The organism is Sinomonas sp. R1AF57 (genome assembly GCF_002224485.1).
In the GTDB taxonomy this organism is placed as follows: Bacteria; Actinomycetota; Actinomycetes; order Actinomycetales; family Micrococcaceae; genus Sinomonas; species Sinomonas flava.
In genome coordinates this window covers 1,142,793-1,159,804 of the sequence record NZ_CP022463.1, presented here as the reverse complement: position 1 = coordinate 1,159,804, position 17,012 = coordinate 1,142,793, and the positions used below count along the sequence as shown (strand labels likewise).

The following is a 17,012-nucleotide window of genomic DNA, read 5'->3' as shown; positions in this document are numbered from 1 at the left end:
TCGGAGGCGTCGCCGTCGTGCGCTCGCTGCTCCCGCCGGGGGCGGCGCCGTCGATGGCCGACCGGTCGAGGATCGTCACGCGACGGGCTCCGCGACCGGGTCGGCCCCAGCCTCCGCGGCCGAGGCGTCGGCCGCGCTCTCCCCGGGCGCGCTGTCCTGGGCGGCGGAGGCCGCGGCGGCGAAGCCCTTCTCGAGGTCGGCCAGGATGTCGTCGATGTGCTCGATCCCCACCGCGAGGCGCACGAGGCCCGGCGTGACGCCGGCCGCTCGCTGCTGCTCCTCGGACAGCTGGGCATGGGTGGTCGACGCCGGGTGGATCACGAGGGAGCGCACGTCGCCGATGTTGGCCACGTGGGAGTGCAGCTCGAGGGCGTCGACGAAGGCGGCGCCGGCAGCGGCGGGGGAAACGCCACGGGCATCCTCCAGGGCCAGCTCGAAGGAGACGATCGCGCCGGCGCCCTTGGGGGCGTACTTCTGGCCCAGCCCGTACCACCGGCTGGACTCGAGCCCGGCGTAGGCCACCGACGCGACGTCGGCGCGCGCCTCGAGCCAGCGGGCCACCTTCTGGGCGTTCTCGACGTGACGCTCGACGCGGAGCGAGAGGGTCTCGAGGCCCTGGGCGATGAGGAACGCGTTGAACGGCGCGACCGCGGAGCCGAGGTCGCGCAGGAGCTGGACCCGGGCCTTGAGGATGTACGCGAGGTTGGCCCCGAGGAGCCCGTCCGCGCCGAGGTCGCGCGCGAAAACGAGCCCGTTGTAGCTCTCGTCCGGCGTGTTGAAGCCCGGGAAGCGCTCGGGGTCACGGGCGAAGTCGAAGGAGCCGCCGTCCACGATCACCCCGGCGATCGCGGAGCCGTGCCCGCCGAGGTACTTCGTCGCGGAGTGCACCACGATGTCTGCCCCGTGGTCGAGCGGGCGGACGAGGTACGGGGTCGCGACAGTGTTGTCGATGATCAGGGGGACGCCGGCCGCGTGGGCGATGTCCGCGACCGTCTCGATGTCCAGGACGTTCTGGCGCGGGTTGGAGATCGACTCGGCGAAGAACGCCTTGGTGTTCGGCCGCACCGCGGCCTTCCACTCCTCGACACTGTCGGGGTCCGTGACGAACGTGACCTCGATGCCGAACTTCCGGAAGGTGTGCTTGAGGAGGTTGTAGGTGCCGCCGTAGAGGCTCGCGCTCGCGACGACGTGGTCCCCGGACTCGGCGACGTTCAGGAGCGAGTAGGTGGTCGCGGCCTGTCCCGAGGAGAGCAGGAGGGCCGCGAGGCCGCCCTCGAGGCTCGCGATGCGCTGTTCGACCGCGTCCTGGGTCGGGTTGCCGATGCGGGTGTAGATCGGGGCCAGCTCGGCGAGCGCGAACCGCTTCGCGGCGCTCTCGGCGCTCGGGAACACGAACGAGGTCGTCTGGTAGATCGGGAGGGCGCGGGCGCCCGTCTCGGAGTCCGGGGTCTGGCCGACGTGGATCTGGCGGGTCTCGAAGGACCACTCGGGGTTGCTGGACATAGCAAGCTCCTTTGCGCTGCGCTTGACCGGCGGCTCTCGCCGGACCAGGTCTTCACCCGGGGCACCCCACCGCATCAGGAGGGTTGCCGGCCAGCAAACCGGGGTTTCGCGCTGGCACTCATGACCTTTTCAAGAGTCTAGGGAACGCTGCGAAGGGGCAGGCAACTCTGTGACGGTCTGTGACCCCTCACCCCTCCATGAGCCTCCGCCGGTGCCGCAGCTCCCTGACCCACGCCCGAGTCTGCGCGGGGGCGAAGGGCGAGGGGCCGCCGTCGTCCGCCTCGAGGGAGGCCAGCAGCGGGCCCGCCGCCCGGAGCGCCACGGCGAGCACCCCCTCGGCGGCGCGGGCCGGCAGCCCCAGTTCCCCCGACCACGCGAGGAAGTGGCGGCGGGAGATCCCGGAGCGCTTCCCGCCCAGGGGGAGGGCGAGGGTCCGGTCGCCGTAGGGGACGGTCGAGGGGATGTCGTACACCGGTGCGACACGCCACTCCCCCGGCGCCTCGGCCGTGGCGGGACCGGGCGCGGTCCTGACGAGGGAGACGTTCTTGGCGTGGAGGTCCCCGTTGCCCGTGAGCCAGGCGAACGCCCCCTGCAGCACGAGGTTGCGCAGGGCCGGGAGCGGCGCCGCGCACCGGCGCGCCATCTCCGAGATGAGCTCGCCATAGCCCACGTTGTACTTGTCCGCCGGATAGAGGCCGAACAGCTGGGAGCCGTCCTCGACCGCGAGCCGCACGGTCGCCGCCCCGGGCGCGCTGCCGGCAGGCTGGGGCGGGCGGTCGAAGCGCTCCACGAGGAGCCCGGCGCGGCCGGCGACGTCGTGGACGATCCTGGCCGTGCTCACCGGGATGCGCAGCCTGGCCGCGTGTCGGTACATGAGGTGCTCGTTCTCCACGACATGGGGGAACTCGGGGGCGTTGAGCTTGAGGATGTAGCGCCGGCCGGACTGGGCGGCCGGAACCGAGATCATCCCCGCGCTGACCTTGTCCTGGACCCCCGCGAGGGCCTTCGGGTCCACGAGCGACGGGTCGTCGACGAGGGCCGCGAAATCCGGCGGCCGGCGGGGGTCGAGCTCGAGGGCGTGCTCCGGGCCCTCCGCCGGGACGCCGGTGCCCGCGTCGGCGGGCAGGGGCTCGCCGTGGGGGACGATCTGCACGTCGCCCACCGGGTCCGATCCGGCGGCCATGAGGAGCCCCAGCTCGTCGTCCGCGCTGGTCTTGACGGCGCGCCGCAGGGATGCGAGGCGGCGGCCCTCCGGGAGGAGGCCGGTGAAGAACGGCGGGACCGCGCCGGATCCGGTGTCCACGGGGCGGTCGGTGAGGGGCAGCGTCGTCGCGACCGGCTCGCCGCGGGAGGCGAGGTAGGCCGGGAGGTAGGAGAAGCGCGTCCCGCCCTCGAAGCGCTCGAGCCGTGCCGCGAGGACGCCGGCCTTGTAGACGTCCGCGATGCGGTGGCGCGTCATGTGCCCCTCCTGCGGACCACGAGCTCGAGTCCGAGCGCGTCGAGGACGGCGAGGAGCGCGTCGAGCTGGATGCTGGGCTTGCCCTGCTCGACGAAGCGCACGAACCGCTCGCTCACCCCCGCGAGGTCGGCGAGGTCCTGCTGGCTCAGCCCGAGCGCACGACGCCGCCCCCGCACCTCTGCGGCGAGGGCGAGGCTCACGTCAGGTGAGGGGACCGGCACGTTCATTCCGTTTTCTAGCGTGAGCACCGGAAGGCTGTGAGTCAAGCCACACACCAGCGGACGGATCGGCACGATCGTTCCGCTCTCTCCGACCCGGAACGCGCTTCCCGGTTCTTAGAACCGTCTTAGACCGCCCGGCGCACGATGGACCCATGACTCCACAGAACGACGCAAGGCTCAGCGTCGAGCCGGCGCGCGAGCGCCCTGCCCGCAGCCGGCTCCTGCAGCTTCCCGAGCTCCGTCACTGGATCGCGGTGCCTTTCGCGATGAGCATCGTCGTGTTCGCGCTCGGCCTCGCCGCCATGACCCCGGCGTACCAGTCCTCCGAGCTCGCGATCGACCAGCGGCTCAGCACCGAGCACGTGGCCTGGCTCAACGCCGTCTCGCTCGCGATCGAGCAGATCCTCGGCCCGCGCGGGGCGATCGCGATCCTCGTGCTCCTCCTCATCGGCCTGTGGGTGGTGCGCCGGACGCCGGTGGACGCGATCGCCGTCGTGGGCGTGACGGCCTTCGGCTGGGTCTTCAGCCTGATCTTCAAGTACGCGATCCATCGGCACCGCCCGGATCCGGGCCTGCTCGCCGACCCGCTCTCCCCCGAGATGGATCCCAACAGCTTCCCGAGCGGCCACGTGTGCTTCGCCGTCTCGCTCACCATCGCGCTGTACTTCCTGCTCCGCCACCGGCGGTGGAGCCCGTGGATCCTCGTGGCCGGCTTCGCGGTCTCGGCCTTCGCGGCATGGACCCGCGTGTACGTCGGCGTGCACTACCCCATGGACGTCCTCGCCTCGTTCCCCGCCTCGATCGCGGGGATCCTGCTCTTCTCCGGGATCTGGAACCGTTTGGCCCCGCCGGTCCTCGGGAAACTCCCCTTCATTGCCCGTCTCGAGAGCCGCTGATGCCCCATGCTTGATCCCACATCCCTCCTGTTCGACGCCGGCCCCTGGGTCCTCGGCGTCGTGGCCCTGCTGGTCTTCATCGAGTCGGGGCTCCTGTTCCCGTTCCTGCCCGGCGACTCACTGCTGTTCACGGTGGGCCTCCTGCACGCCCAGCTCGGACTGAGCCTGCCCCTCCTCATGCTGGTCGTGGCGGGGGCGGCCGTCGCCGGGGACCAAGCGGGGTACCTCCTCGGCAAGTTCGTGGGGAAGAGGTGGTTCCGCGCGGACGCGAAGGTCCTCAAGCTCTCCTACCTCGACAGCGCCGAGGAGTTCTTCGGACGCTACGGCGGGAGGGCGCTCGTCCTGGCCCGCTTCGTCCCGATCGTGCGCACGTACGTCCCGCTCGTGGCCGGCATGGCGCACTACCCGTACCGGAAGTTCCTCGGCTGGAACGTGCTCGGGGGCGTCGCGTGGGCCGTGTCCATCACCCTGCTGGGCGTCTGGCTCGGACACGTCGAGTTCATCGCCAAGAACATCGACGTCCTGTCCGTGCTGATCGTCGCGGCGTCCGTCATCCCGATCACCATCGAGATCGTCCGACGGCGGCGCAAGGCCGGCCAGCCCGAGCCGGAGCCCGTCCGCGTCCGCGCCGACGAGGACTGACACCCCCCTTCGCTCTGGGGGTAACGTCCTGGGGGTCACCTCCTGCGAGTCAGGTCCGCTTGGCACAATGGCAGCCATGGAGCCCAGACATCCGCGGACGGGGCCGCCCCGCGTCCTCCTCGTCGAGGACGACGGCCAGCTCGGCCCCCTCGTTGCCGAGCTGCTCGGGGATGCGTTCGCCGTCACCCTCGCCGCGGATGGCCGCGAGGGCCTCCGCCTCGCGCTCGGGGAACCGTGGGATGCCCTCGTCGTCGACCGCGGGCTGCCGCTCGTGGACGGCGTCTCCCTCGTGAAGGCCCTGCGGGCGAAGGGCATCGGGACCCCGATCCTCATGCTCACAGCCCTCGGGGGCGTGCGGGACAAGGTCGAGGGGCTCGACGCCGGAGCCGACGACTACCTGCCCAAGCCCTTCGACTCGGAGGAGCTCGCAGCCCGGCTGCGGGCGCTCACCCGCACCTACGAGGCGCCGCCGCCCGCGCTGCTGTCCGTCGGCGCCTGGGACCTCGACGCTGCGGCACGCGTCCTCACCTCGCCCTACGGCGACCGGGTCGAGCTCTCCGCCGCCGAGTCCGCCCTCCTCGCGCGCCTCGCCCGGGAGCCAGCGCGGGTCCACTCCCGGGCCGAACTCCTTGCAGCCGTGTTTGACGCCGGCGACACCCCCGGCGTCGTCGACACATATGTCCACTACCTCAGGAAGAAGACGCACAAGACCGTGATCAGGACCGTGCACGGGGTCGGCTACCAGCTCGGCGGCCTCGAATGAGCCCCCGCCTCTGGACCCCTCGACCGCCGCGGCGGCCCCTGAACTCGGACGAGATGGCGCTGCGGCGCGCCGCCCTGAGGGTGGGGACGCAGATCGCCGCGGCCGTCGCCGTCGTCGTCGTCGCGATGATCGCCGCAGCGGCGGTGTACGTCGCCGTCAAGTCCCAGCCCAGCCAGGTCCTCGCCCACCTCGAGCGGGACCAGCCGCAGGTCGTCCTCGACACCGTCGACGTCCTGCTCGCCCTCGTCGTCGGCGGCGTCGCGGGCATCGTGCTCGCCGGAGTGGTGGGGGTCCTGGTGGCGCGGCAGGCTGTGAGGCCGCTCGGCGAGTCCCTGGCGCTCCAGCGCCGGTTCGTCCAGGACGCGAGCCACGAGCTCCGCACGCCGCTCACGGTCATCGACACGCGCATCCAGCTTGCGCAGAAGCGTCTGGGTCCGGACAGCGAGGCCGCTGGGGTGCTCGCCGAGCTGCGCGGGGACTCGGCGAAGCTCGCCGCGGTGATCGAGGACCTCCTCCACAGCGTCTCCGGCGGCCCTGATGTCCCCACTACGCCCACCGACCTCGCTGACCTCGCCCGCGACGTCGTCGGCGACCTTGCCGTGGTCGCTGGAGACCGCGGGATCGCGCTCTCGGCCCTGGCCCCGACCGACCCCGTGCCCGTAGCCGTTGCCCCCGCACCGCTGCGGCGCGTCGTCGTCGCCCTTGCCGACAATGCGCTCAAATACACGCCCGACGGCGGCCGGGTCACCGTGGGCGTGCGGGTCGCCGAGGGCGGGCGCGGCCCGGGAGGCGCGACGGCGGTGCTCACCGTGGCGGACACCGGTCCCGGGATTGCCGGACCGGCCCCCGAGCGGGTGTTCGAGCGGTACGCCGGCGGCGCCGTCCCCGCGCCGGGCGGGAGGCGGAGCTTCGGGCTCGGGCTTGCCCTGGTACGGGACATCGCCGTGCGCAACGGGGGCTCGGTGCGCATCGCGCAGACGGGGTCCGGCGGGACCACCATGGAGGTCTCCCTGCCCCTCGCCGCTACTTAGGCAAACCTAAGCTGAGGCGCCCATCACAAAGTGGCACCATGACTTCCATGCGTATGGACCATGTTTCTTATGCCTGCGAAGCGGACGGTCTGCTGGCCACGACGGAGCGGATCGCCGACGCCCTCGGTGTCGAGGCCGTCAAGGGCGGCGTCCACCCGCGTTTCGGTACCCGCAACATGATCATCCCCCTCACGGACCACCACTACCTCGAGGTCGTCGAGGTCCTGGACCACCCGGCGTCGGACAAGGCGCCGTTCGGTCAGGCGGTGCGCGCCCGCAGCGCCGCGGGCGGCGGCTGGATGGGCTGGTGCGTCGAGGTCAAGGACCTCGCGCCGTTCGAGGAGCGGCTCGGGCGCCAGGCCGTTCCCGGCAACCGGAAGTTCCCCGACGGGCGCGAGCTCGTGTGGAAGCAGATCGGCATCCTCGGGCTCATCGCCGACCCGCAGGTCCCGTACATGCTCAAGTGGGAGGGCGACCCGTCCCTCCACCCCTCGAACGCCTACCCGGCCACGGTGCGGATGAGTCGGCTCACGATCGCCGGCTCGGCGGAGCGTGTCACCGAGTGGCTCGGCGAGCCGGTCGAGAAGCCTCTCGAGGACGTCGAGGTCGAGTGGGTCTCCCCCAAGGGCACCCCCGGGATCATGTCGGTCACCTTCGAGACGGCGAACGGCGCCGTCACGATCTGACCGGAGCACCGGACGACGGGGTGCACGGGACCCCGCATTCGACGGGACGGGACCCCGCAACGTTGCCGGGTCCGGTCCCGCTTGTTGCGGGGTCCCGTCCCTACCCCAGGCCCATGGCCTTGCCGGCAACGCTGAAGCCCACGAACGCGACGATGTCCAGCAGGGCGTGCGCGATGACCAGCGGCATGACCCTCCCGTACCTGCGGTACACGAAGGCGAACACGACGCCCATCACCGCGTTCCCCACGAACGGCCCGATCCCCTGGTACAGGTGGTAGCTGCCGCGGAGGAGCGCGCTCGCAGCGACCGCCGCCGGTACCCCCCACCCCAGCCGCCGCAGCCACCCGAGCATGAACGCCACGACGATGACCTCCTCGACGAGCGCGTGCCGCACGGCCGAGAGGATGAGCACCGGGACCGTCCACCAGTACTGGTCGAGCCCGCTGGGGATGATGGCCGTGGTGATTCCCAGCACTCGCCCCGCCCAGTAGAGGCCGAGGGACGGGATCCCGATCGCGAGGAACAGCCCCGCGCCCCACAGCCAGTCCCGCCCCGGGCGGGCGAGGTCGAGCCCGAGGCGCGCGAACGGCGTCGTCCATCTGGCGGCGGCGGCACCCCGGCGCGCCGCCGCGTCCCACACGAAGTAGAGCACCAGCGCCACCGGCACGAGCGCGAACAGGATGTCGAGCAGCTGGTAGGTGAGGTCGAAGTACTCGCGCGAGTTGAGGGACCGGTTGAGGGTGGAGGTCCCCTCGGACAGCGGCGCGCGGGTCGCCTTGTCGATCAGCTGCACGACCGAGTAGACGGCCGACTGCCCGAGCGAGAGCCCGAGGACAATGAGCAGCTGGGCCTGCCAGCGGGGACGGGACGCGGAACGGACGACGGCGGGTGCTTCCGGCATGCACCTATCTTGCCTGCCGTCGCTGGGCGCCTCCTGCAGGTTGGGCGCCTCCTGCAGGGCGGCTGGCCTACGCTGGGGTCCATGAGCGCGCCGCGGCAGATCATCATGGTCCGGCACGGCCACTCGGCCGCCAACCTGGACACGAGCATCTACGAGCGCGTCCCCGACTACCGGATCCCCCTGACCGAGCAGGGCGTCGACGAGGCGCGCCGGGCGGGCCGGCAGATCCGGCGCCAGCTCGAAGGCGAGCGGGTCCGCGTCTACGTCTCGCCGTACCTGAGGGCCTACCAGACGCTCGAGGCCCTGGGGATCGAGGACCTCACCGACAGCGTCGTCGAGGAGCCGCGGCTGCGGGAGCAGGACTGGGCGAACTACCAGGTGCCCGAGGAGATCGAGGAGCAGAAGCGGCTCCGGGACACCTACGGCCACTTCTTCTACCGGTTCCGCGACGGCGAGTCCGGCAGCGACGTGTACGACCGCGTGACCGGCTTCATGGAGACCCTGTACCGCCACTGGGCCAGGCCGGCCTACCCGCCGAACGCCCTCCTGGTGACGCATGGGCTGACCATGCGCCTGTTCTGCATGCGCTGGTTCCGCTGGACGGTCGAGTACTTCGAGTCGCTCAACAATCCCGAGAACGCCGGAGTCCATACCCTCGTCCGCCAGCCCAGCGGGCGGTACCGGCTCTCTCCGCCGTTCAGCCAGTGGGCGCCGCGCTCCACCCGGGACACCGTCGTCGAGACCACCTTCGACGAACTGTAGCGCTGCCTACCGCACGCGCCGCCCCGCTCGCCAGACGGCGTGGGTGAGCGGCATTCCCGGCCGGTAGGCGAGGTGCGTCGCGGAGGGCGCGTCGAGCACGTGCAGGTCGGCGCGGTGCCCGACGGCGATCGAGCCCACCGCCCGCCGCCCGTCCTCGTCCCGGCCCGCATGACGGCGCAGGGCGAGCGCGCCGCCGAACGTGGCCGCCCGCACGGCCTCCTGGACGGAGAGCCCCATCTGGAGGACCGCTGTCGTGACGCAGAAGTTCATGGAGCTCGTGTAGCTCGTGCCGGGGTTGCAGTTCGAGGCGATCGCGATCTGGACGCCGGCGTCGAGGAGGGCCCGGGCCGGGGCGAGGGGGGCGCGGGTCGAGAGGTCGCACGCGGGCAGGACGGTCGCGACGGTGCCCGCTGTCGCAACCATGCCGGCGTCGCCCGGTGATCCCGCAGGGGCCCACCCCTCCCACGTCCCGGCGAGCGCCTCGAGGTCCGCCTCATCGAGGAAGTTCACGTGGTCCACGCTCGCGGCGCCGACCTCGACGGCGAGCCGCACCCCCGCCCCGTGGCCGAGCTGGTTGCCGTGCACCCGTAGCCCGAGCCCAGCGTCGCGGCACGCGAGCAGGACCCGCCGCGACTGCTCCTCGGTGAAGGCTCCCCGCTCGCAGAAGACATCGGCCCAGCGCACGTGCGGCCGCACGGCCTCGAGCATCTCGCCGCACACGAGCTCGGTGTACGCGTCCGGATGCGCCCCCGCCGGGACGAGGTGCGCCCCGAGATAGGTGACCTCGTCGGCGGCCTCGCCCGCGAGGACGGCGCTGCGCCGCTCGTTCTCGACGTCGAGCCCGTACCCGGTCTTGGTCTCGAGGTACGTCGTGCCTCCCGCGACGGCCTCGGCGAGGCGGGCGGCGAGCAGGCGCCGCAGCTCGCCGTCGGACGCGGCGCGGGTGGCCGCCGTCGTGACCCCGATGCCGCCCGCCGCGTAGGGCTGGCCGGCCATGCGCGCCTCGAACTCGGCGGTCCGATCGCCGGCGAAGACGAGGTGCGAGTGCGAGTCGACCCAGCCCGGCAGGACGGCCCGGCCGCCGGCATCGTACCGGTCGTCGGCGGCGGGCGCGGCCGACGACCGTCCCACCCACGCGATCCGCTCCCCCTCGAGCACGACGGCGGCGCCGCGGATGACGCCGGCGGCCTCGCCGGAGCCGGGGCTCGCCTCGCCCGTGAGGTGCTGGGTGGACAGCTCGCCGATGTTGTCGATGAGGAGGGTCATGCCTCCATCTTCACGTCCGGACCGAGAGGCGGTGCGGATCCAGGGCCCGCTGTGTCTCCGATACCGGACTCGCCCCCGAGCGGAGGGCATCGGGACCCGCCAGCAGCGCGGCGGCCGCATCCTCGGCGAGCGCCGAGGAGGTCTGGAAGCCGTAGCCGCCCTGTCCGGCGAGCCAGAAGAACCCGGGGCCCTCGGGGTCGAAGCCCATCACTGGCAGGCCGTCCTTCGGCGAGGTCCGCAACCCGGTCCACGCTTTGACGATGCCGGTCGGCTTGAGGTCTGCGACGGACCGGATGAGCCCCAGCGTGGCCTCGATGTCGCCGGGGCGCGGGACGGCGTCCTCGGCCCGGCTCGGCTCGGCCTCGCTCGGGGAGACCAGGGCTCCGGCCTCGTCGGGGCGGAAGTACCACGTGTTGTCCGCGGCGGCCACCATGGGCAGGTCCGGATCGAGCGGCTCGGCGAGCGAGACGAGCGCTGCGGTGCGCCGGTAGGGCTGGAGGCCGAGCCGCTCGACGCCGAAGAGGATGGCGAGGTCGTCCGCCCACGCGCCGGCGGCGTTGACCACGTTGGCCGCGTGGAAGCCCTCTGCACCCGCGCCCACAAGCCAGCCCTCGCCGACCCTCTGGGCCGTGTGGACGGGCGAGCCGACCTGGATCTCGACGCCGCCAGCCCGGGCCCTCTCCTCGTGGTAGGCCAGCAGCGCGGCAGCGTCCACGCGGACGGAGTCCGGGTCGAGGGCGGCGGCCTCGAAGGCGTCCTCGCGGAGCTGGGGTACGAGGGTGCGGGCCTGGTCGCGGCTCAGCGGCTGCATACCGGCATGGGAGGCCTGGCCCACGTCCGCCCAGGTTCCCACGAGCATGAAGCGGCTGGGCCACACGAGCGGGCGGCCCCCGGCCGCAGAGCCTGCGTCCGCCGCTCCCGCGAGCTTGGCGAGGGTGCGGCGGGTGAGGTCCTGGACGGGCGCGGGGCCGTAGCTCGGGATGAGCTGCTGCGCCGAGCGTGCTGACGTGTGGTACGCGAGGGAGGGTTCGGCCTCGACCAGCGCGACGCGGCACTTGCCGGCGAGCGCGGAGGCGAGGGAGAGGCCGGCGATGCCGCCTCCCACGATGAGGACGTCGACGTCATGGGTGCTGTTCGTGGTAGCGCTCATGGCCTCACTGTAGCCCGCGTGTGACGGGGGCCACAGGGGGCCGGCGGACTCTAGCCAGCCCCTGTCGCCTGCCCGGCGACCGCCTTGCGGGCCGCGGCGAACGCGTGCACGGCAGTCTCGACGTCGTCGGCTGTGTGGGCGGCGGAGAGCTGGACGCGGATCCGGGCGAGGCCCTTCGGGACCACCGGGTATGAGAACGCAGTCACGTACACCCCGTGGGCGAGCATCTCGGCCGCGATGCGCCCGGCGAGCGCCGCGTCGCCGAACATGACGGGCACGATCGCGTGCTCGCCTGGAAGCAGGTCGAAGCCCTCCTCGCCCATGCGGCGCCGGAAGAGGGCCGCGTTGGCGAAGAGCCGCTCGCGCAGCTCGCCGGACTCGGCCACGAGGTCGAGGGCGCGCAGGGTCGCGGCGACGATGGCGGGGGCCACTGAGTTGGAGAACAGGTACGGCCGGGCCCGCTGCCGCAGCATGGCGACGATCTCCGCGCGTCCCGAGACGTACCCGCCGGAGGCGCCGCCGAGGGCCTTGCCGAACGTGCCCGTGTAGATGTCCACCCGGTCCGAGACGCCCGCATGCTCGGGGGTGCCGGCGCCGGTGGCGCCCATGAAGCCCACAGCGTGCGAGTCGTCGACCATGACCATCGCGCCGTACTTCTCGGCGAGGTCGCAGATCTCGGCCAGGGGGGCGAGGTAGCCGTCCATCGAGAACACGCCGTCGGTGACGACGAGCACCCGACGCGCCCCGGCGCCGTCGTGCATCGCCGCGGCCTCCTGGAGGCGGGCCTCGAGCTCTCCCATGTCCCGATTGGCATAGCGCAGCCGGGCGGCCTTGCAGAGGCGGATCCCGTCGATGATCGAGGCGTGGTTGAGGGCGTCGGAGATGACGGCGTCCTCGGGCCCGAGGAGCGCCTCGAACACGCCGCCGTTGGCGTCGAAGCAGCTCGAGAACAGGATCGTCGCCTCGGTGCCGAGGAACTCGGAGACACGGCGCTCGAGGGCGAGGTGTGCGTCCTGGGTGCCGCAGATGAACCGCACCGAGGCCATGCCGAACCCGCGCTCATCGAGGGCCTGCTTGGCGGCCGCGATGAGGTCCGGGTGGTCGGCGAGGCCGAGGTAGTTGTTGGCGCAGAAGTTCAGGACCTCCCCCGCGGGCTGCCCGAGGTTGCCGGCCTGGATGTGGGCGGACTGCGGCGAGTCGATGTGCCGCTCCTCCTTGAAGGTCCCGGCGGCGCGGATCTCGTCGAGCTCCGCGGCCAGCTGCTCCCTGATTCCTGCGAACATCTCTTCTCCTTGTCCCCTCGTCCCGCTCAGACGCCGGACCAGTCCAGCACCACTTTGCCGCCGGTGCCAGAGCGGGCGACGGCGAAACCCTCCTCCCAGCGCTCGGCCGGGAGGACGTCGGTCACCACCGAGGCGACGTGGCGCCGCAGGACGGGGTTCGAGGACAGCATGGCGCTCATGGCGTACCAGGTCTCGAACATCTCGCGGCCGTAGATGCCCTTGAGCGTGAGCATGTGGGTGACGACCTTGCCCCAGTCGATCTCGGCAGCCTCGGCTGGCAGGCCCAGGAGGGCAATCCGTCCGCCGTGGTTCATGTTCTCGATCATGCCCTGCAGCGCGGCGGGACGCCCGGACATCTCGAAGCCCACGTCGAACCCCTCGAGCATGCCGAGCTCGCGCTGAGCCTCGGCGACGGTCATGCGCGAGACGTCGACCGCGAGGTCCGCGCCCATCTGCCGTGCAAGGTCAAGCCTCTGGGCAGAGACATCGGTGATGGCGATCTTCCGAGCCCCCGCGTGCCGGGCGACCGAGATGGCCATGAGCCCGATCGGCCCTGCCCCGGTGATGAGCACATCCTCGCCGACGAGCGGGAAGCTGAGCGCCGTGTGGACGGCGTTGCCGAACGGGTCGAAGATCGCGCCGAGTTCGGGCGTGACCGACGGGTCGTGGTGGACCCAGGCGTTGGCCTCGGGGATCACGACGTACTCGGCGAAGGCCCCGTCGCGCTGCACGCCGACGCTGACGACGTTGATGCACATCTGGCGGCGGCCTGCCCGGCAGTTGCGGCACATCCCGCACACGATGTGGCCCTCGCCCGAGACGCGGTCCCCCACCCGGACCTCCCGCACGTCCTCGCCGACCTCGACCACCTCGCCGTAGAACTCATGGCCCGGGACGAGCGGGGTGACGAGCATCGACTGGGCGCTCGCATCCCACGACTGGATGTGGAGGTCGGTCCCGCAGATCCCGGTGGCGAGCACCCGGATCTTGACGTCCGCGGGCCCAGCCTGCGGCTCGGGTCGGTCGGTGAGCTCGAGGCCGGGCTGCGGGCCGGGCTTGTAGAGGGCCTTCATGGGCCCATTCAAGGCCAGACGCCGGGTCAGGACAACGGGGGCGCGCGATCAGCGGAGCCGGTTGCGCCCTGCGGCGCGGACTCCCGGGCTGCGCTGCGGCGCGATGAGCACGAGTGCCGGGTAGGTGATGAGCGCGAGGGCCACGTGCATAAGCACGAGCACGCCGACGGCCGGCGCGGGCTGGCCCTTCAGGAGGATCCATGCGTCGGGCGCGAGGCCGGCCGCCGTCACCGCCACGGCAAGCCACAGGAAGGGCTTCCACGCCCTGGAGGAGAGCCACGCCATGGCCGGCCAGGCGAGGCACGCGAGCACCACCCCGACCACGGTCAGCTTCGTGTACTCGCCGAACTGGAAGTGCTCGTAGCCGGCCAGGTCCGGCATCGCGGCGACGGCAGCGGCAGCGAGCGCTGCGCAGGCCATGACCGACCCGACAACCGCGACCACGCTCGCGACGACGAAGCGTGCGAGGGAGGGCTGGCGCCGCCCCTTCGGGAAGTCCAGGTCGAAGGCGCGCGCGGCGCGCTCGGCCAGAGAGCTCCGAAGGGCTCGGGCGGTGGGGTGCTGCTCGGACACGCGGTTCCTCCTGGGACAGGCTCAGATGAAGCAGTCCCAGACTAGGAGCGCGGTTCTAAGAGGCCTCTAAGAAGAGGCCTGCAGGGCTTCAGGAGGAGACCGAGCCAGTTGCCGACGGGCTGGGCGACGGCGACTGCGGCTGGGCCGGGCTGCTGCCGTTCTGGTGCTTCATGTGGCCCTTGCCGTTCTGGCTGTTCTGGCCGTTCTGACTGCCCGGCGTCGGGAACGGCCCCTTCATGACCTGCTCGGCGGTGTCCGTGCTCCCCGAGCGCAGGGCCCGCACCGCCACCTCGTCTCCGACCTTGAGGTCCCCGGCGGTCAGCGCGGCGCCCTTCTGGCCGGCAGCGTGGATCTTGGTGTCGCCGCCGAGGGTGTAGGAGTGCTCGTACCCGTCCTCGCTCTTGACCGTGAGCTTCGTGCCCGTGGCCTCGGTGACGGTCCCGCGCTGGGAGACGACCGTCGCGAACGTCCCGTCGCCCTTCTTGACCGTCATCTCGCCGTGGAGGCCGCCCAGGGCCAGGCCGCGCCCGAAGGCGTGCCCCTTCCCCTGGCTGCCCTGCCCCTGGCCGCCCTGCGAGGGTGCCGAGCCCTGCGAGGGCGCGGATGGAGAAGGCGACGGCGTCGAGGCGGCCCAGACGGCGGCGCCGCCCCCGCCTGCCAGCCCGAGGGCGAGGGCTCCGATGACGATGGCGCGGCGAACGCGATGTGGCGTGGTAGAACTCATGACTCCATCTTGCGCCCGCGGGGCCGCAGGCAGTGCGGAACCCGTGGCAACTGACAGGAAACCACTAGGAGCGTCACAGGTTCAGTTCTCGAAAAGGCAGAACGGGTGCCCGTCCGGGTCGAAGAACACGAGGACGTCGTCCTGGGGCTGGTGGTCGGCCCGCCGCGCACCGCACTCCTTTGCGTGCGCTGCCGCCTTGTCGAGGTCGTCGACGAACAGGTCGAGGTGCATCATCATCTGCTGCTTCCCCGGTTCCTCGGGCCAGACGGGACGCTCGAAGCCCTCCTCGAACTGGAACGAGAGCTTCGGCCCGCCCGCAGGGTTGAGGACCGTGGCCCACTCCCTCTCGTCGTCGCCCAGTTCCCAGCCCAGCAGGTTGGCGTAGAAGCGGGCCGCAGCCTGGGGATCCGGGGTGCCGAGGACGGTAGCGTGGTACTGGATGAGCGGCGACATGGGGCCACCCTACGCACGAGGCGCCCCGCGCCGGAAGGTTCCATGGTCCCTTCCGGTTCGGGGCGCCGTCGTGCGCCTGCCGTCCGTACGACGGCGGCGGGCTGGCTACGCGTTGACGCCGAGCCTCTCGAGGATCAGCTCCTTGACGCGGCCGGCGTCGGCCTGGCCGCGAGTGGCCTTCATGACGCCGCCGACGATCGCGCCGACGGCCTGAACCTTGCCGCCGCGGATCTTGTCCGCGACGTCGGGCTGGGCGGCGAGCGCGGCGTCGATCGCCTCGAGGAGCGGGCCGTCGTCGGAGACGAGCACGAGGCCGCGGGCCTCCATGACCTGGGTCGGGGTGCCCTCGCCGGCGATGACGCCGTCGAGCACCTGGCCGGCCATCTTGTTGTTGAGCTTGCCGCCTTCCACAAGGCCGTTGAGCTCCACGATCGCCGCGGCCGTCACGCCGAGCTCGGCCGGGTCCACGTCGGCGGCCTTGGCGCGGCCGACGATCTCGCCCATCCACCACTTGCGCGCGGCCTGCGGGGTCGCGCCGGCGGCGATGGTCTCCTCGATCGAGTCCATGACCCCGGCGTTGACCACGTCGCGGAACTCGGCGTCCGCGTAGCCCCAGGCCTCCTTGAGCCGCTTGCGGCGCTCGGCCGGGGGCTCGGGAAGGGACGCGCGGAGCTCCTCGACCCACTCGCGGCTCGGGACCACGGGCACGAGATCCGGCTCGGGGAAGTAGCGGTAGTCGTCGGCGTCGCTCTTGGGGCGGCCAGCCGTCGTCGTGCGCGTGTCCTCGTGCCAGTGGCGCGTCTCTTGGGTGACCTTCTCCCCCGCCGACAGGACGGCGGCGTGGCGCTGGATCTCGAAGCGCACGGCGTGCTCGACGGAGCGGAGCGAGTTGACGTTCTTCGTCTCCGATCGGATGCCGAACTGGGTGGCGCCCTTGGGCATGAGCGAGACGTTCGCGTCGCAGCGGACGTTTCCGCGCTCCATGCGCGCGTCGGAGACGCCGAGGTTCTTCACGATCTCGCGGATCGCCGACACGTACGCCTTGGCCAGTTCGGGGGCGCGGGATCCGGCGCCGACGATGGGCTTCGTGACGATCTCGACGAGCGGCACGCCCGCGCGGTTGTAGTCCACGAGGGAGTACTCGGCACCGTGGATGCGGCCGGTGGCACCGCCCATGTGGGTGAGCTTCCCAGCGTCCTCCTCCATGTGTGCGCGCTCGATCTCGACGCGGAACACAGTCCCGTCCTCGAGCTCGATGTCGATCCAGCCGTCGTGGGCGATCGGCTCGTCGTACTGCGACGTCTGGAAGTTCTTCGGCGTATCCGGGTAGAAGTAGTTCTTCCGCGCGAACCGGCAGGACTCGGCGATCTCGCAGTTCAGGGCGAGGCCGATCTTGATGCTCGACTCGACGGCGGCCCTGTTGACCACGGGCAGGACGCCGGGCATGCCGAGGTCCACCTCGTTGACGTTCGAGTTCGGCTGGTCGCCGAACACGTTCGGGGCCGAGGAGAACATCTTCGTCTTGGTGTTCAGCTCGACGTGGACCTCGAAGCCGAGGACCGGGTCGAAGCGCTCCATGGCCGTCTCGAAGGAGAGGATCTCGTCAGTGGATGCCATCGTTCGTTC

General features: G+C 71.8%; 18 protein-coding genes and 1 riboswitch. Of the genes, 6 read left to right on the top strand and 12 right to left on the bottom strand.

Going from position 1 to position 17,012, the window contains the following annotated elements; genetic code table 11:
• Positions 1-75: 75 nt before the first annotated feature.
• From CGQ25_RS05250 to CGQ25_RS05240, 3 genes are all read right to left on the bottom strand, one after another.
• Positions 76-1,503: a bifunctional o-acetylhomoserine/o-acetylserine sulfhydrylase gene (locus CGQ25_RS05250; protein WP_208712129.1), complete on the bottom strand. Its 1,428-nt coding sequence runs from the start codon at positions 1,501-1,503 to the stop codon at positions 76-78.
• A gap of 13 nt (positions 1,504-1,516) precedes the next feature.
• Positions 1,517-1,629, bottom strand: a riboswitch (SAM riboswitch).
• Between the two features lie 61 nt (positions 1,630-1,690).
• The gene (locus tag CGQ25_RS05245) at positions 1,691-2,962 is read right to left on the bottom strand and encodes a type II toxin-antitoxin system HipA family toxin (RefSeq protein ID WP_208712128.1); all 1,272 of its coding nucleotides are present in this window, start codon (positions 2,960-2,962) and stop codon (positions 1,691-1,693) included.
• Entirely contained in the window at positions 2,959-3,189 is a 231-nt protein-coding gene (locus CGQ25_RS05240; protein WP_208712127.1) for a helix-turn-helix transcriptional regulator, read from the bottom strand. Before CGQ25_RS05240 ends, CGQ25_RS05245 begins: the two co-directional genes overlap by 4 nt.
• A 146-nt stretch (positions 3,190-3,335) precedes the next feature.
• On the opposite strand from CGQ25_RS05240, the gene CGQ25_RS05235 reads away from it, so the two are divergent.
• The 5 genes from CGQ25_RS05235 (at position 3,336) to CGQ25_RS05215 (ending at position 7,201) form a co-directional block, all read left to right on the top strand.
• Positions 3,336-4,079: a phosphatase PAP2 family protein gene (locus CGQ25_RS05235; protein ID WP_208712126.1), complete on the top strand. Its 744-nt coding sequence runs from the start codon at positions 3,336-3,338 to the stop codon at positions 4,077-4,079.
• Between the two features lie 6 nt (positions 4,080-4,085).
• The gene (locus CGQ25_RS05230; protein WP_208712125.1) at positions 4,086-4,721 is read left to right on the top strand and encodes a VTT domain-containing protein; all 636 of its coding nucleotides are present in this window, start codon (positions 4,086-4,088) and stop codon (positions 4,719-4,721) included.
• Positions 4,722-4,797: 76 nt separating this feature from the next.
• Positions 4,798-5,484, top strand: coding sequence for a response regulator transcription factor (locus CGQ25_RS05225; RefSeq protein WP_208712124.1), 687 nt, complete (start codon positions 4,798-4,800; stop codon positions 5,482-5,484).
• Positions 5,481-6,515 (top strand): sensor histidine kinase KdpD, encoded by a 1,035-nt coding sequence (locus CGQ25_RS05220; protein WP_208712123.1) that lies wholly within the window; start codon positions 5,481-5,483, stop codon positions 6,513-6,515. Before CGQ25_RS05225 ends, CGQ25_RS05220 begins: the two co-directional genes overlap by 4 nt.
• A 47-nt stretch (positions 6,516-6,562) precedes the next feature.
• Positions 6,563-7,201, top strand: coding sequence for a VOC family protein (locus tag CGQ25_RS05215; protein WP_208712903.1), 639 nt, complete (start codon positions 6,563-6,565; stop codon positions 7,199-7,201).
• Positions 7,202-7,301: 100 nt separating this feature from the next.
• Here CGQ25_RS05215 and CGQ25_RS05210 read toward each other — a convergent pair whose 3' ends face one another.
• Positions 7,302-8,102 (bottom strand): CPBP family intramembrane glutamic endopeptidase, encoded by an 801-nt coding sequence (locus tag CGQ25_RS05210; RefSeq protein ID WP_208712122.1) that lies wholly within the window; start codon positions 8,100-8,102, stop codon positions 7,302-7,304.
• Between the two features lie 81 nt (positions 8,103-8,183).
• Here CGQ25_RS05210 and CGQ25_RS05205 point away from each other — a divergent pair, with 81 nt between their 5' ends.
• The gene (locus CGQ25_RS05205; RefSeq protein WP_255405589.1) at positions 8,184-8,864 is read left to right on the top strand and encodes a histidine phosphatase family protein; all 681 of its coding nucleotides are present in this window, start codon (positions 8,184-8,186) and stop codon (positions 8,862-8,864) included.
• A gap of 6 nt (positions 8,865-8,870) precedes the next feature.
• Here the strand turns inward: CGQ25_RS05205 and CGQ25_RS05200 are convergent, their stop codons facing one another.
• The 8 genes from CGQ25_RS05200 to gatB form a co-directional block, all read right to left on the bottom strand.
• The gene (locus tag CGQ25_RS05200; protein ID WP_208712121.1) at positions 8,871-10,130 is read right to left on the bottom strand and encodes an amidohydrolase family protein; all 1,260 of its coding nucleotides are present in this window, start codon (positions 10,128-10,130) and stop codon (positions 8,871-8,873) included.
• Between the two features lie 10 nt (positions 10,131-10,140).
• Complete coding sequence (locus tag CGQ25_RS05195; protein ID WP_208712120.1) at positions 10,141-11,280, bottom strand: FAD-binding oxidoreductase; 1,140 nt, start codon at positions 11,278-11,280, stop codon at positions 10,141-10,143.
• 50 nt (positions 11,281-11,330) lie between these two features.
• On the bottom strand, positions 11,331-12,563 hold the full coding sequence (locus CGQ25_RS05190; RefSeq protein ID WP_208712119.1) for a glycine C-acetyltransferase: 1,233 nt from the start codon (positions 12,561-12,563) through the stop codon (positions 11,331-11,333).
• A gap of 26 nt (positions 12,564-12,589) precedes the next feature.
• A complete protein-coding gene (tdh, locus tag CGQ25_RS05185; protein WP_208712118.1) occupies positions 12,590-13,636 on the bottom strand; it encodes an L-threonine 3-dehydrogenase in 1,047 nt (348 codons plus the stop codon).
• Positions 13,637-13,684: 48 nt separating this feature from the next.
• Positions 13,685-14,209, bottom strand: a complete 525-nt coding sequence (locus tag CGQ25_RS05180) for a DUF6069 family protein (protein WP_208712117.1) — start codon at positions 14,207-14,209, stop codon at positions 13,685-13,687.
• A gap of 88 nt (positions 14,210-14,297) precedes the next feature.
• A complete protein-coding gene (locus CGQ25_RS05175; protein WP_208712116.1) occupies positions 14,298-14,933 on the bottom strand; it encodes a hypothetical protein in 636 nt (211 codons plus the stop codon).
• A gap of 81 nt (positions 14,934-15,014) precedes the next feature.
• Entirely contained in the window at positions 15,015-15,386 is a 372-nt protein-coding gene (locus tag CGQ25_RS05170; protein ID WP_208712115.1) for a VOC family protein, read from the bottom strand.
• 105 nt (positions 15,387-15,491) lie between these two features.
• The gene (gene gatB, locus CGQ25_RS05165; RefSeq protein ID WP_208712114.1) at positions 15,492-17,003 is read right to left on the bottom strand and encodes an Asp-tRNA(Asn)/Glu-tRNA(Gln) amidotransferase subunit GatB; all 1,512 of its coding nucleotides are present in this window, start codon (positions 17,001-17,003) and stop codon (positions 15,492-15,494) included.
• Positions 17,004-17,012 lie beyond the last annotated feature (9 nt).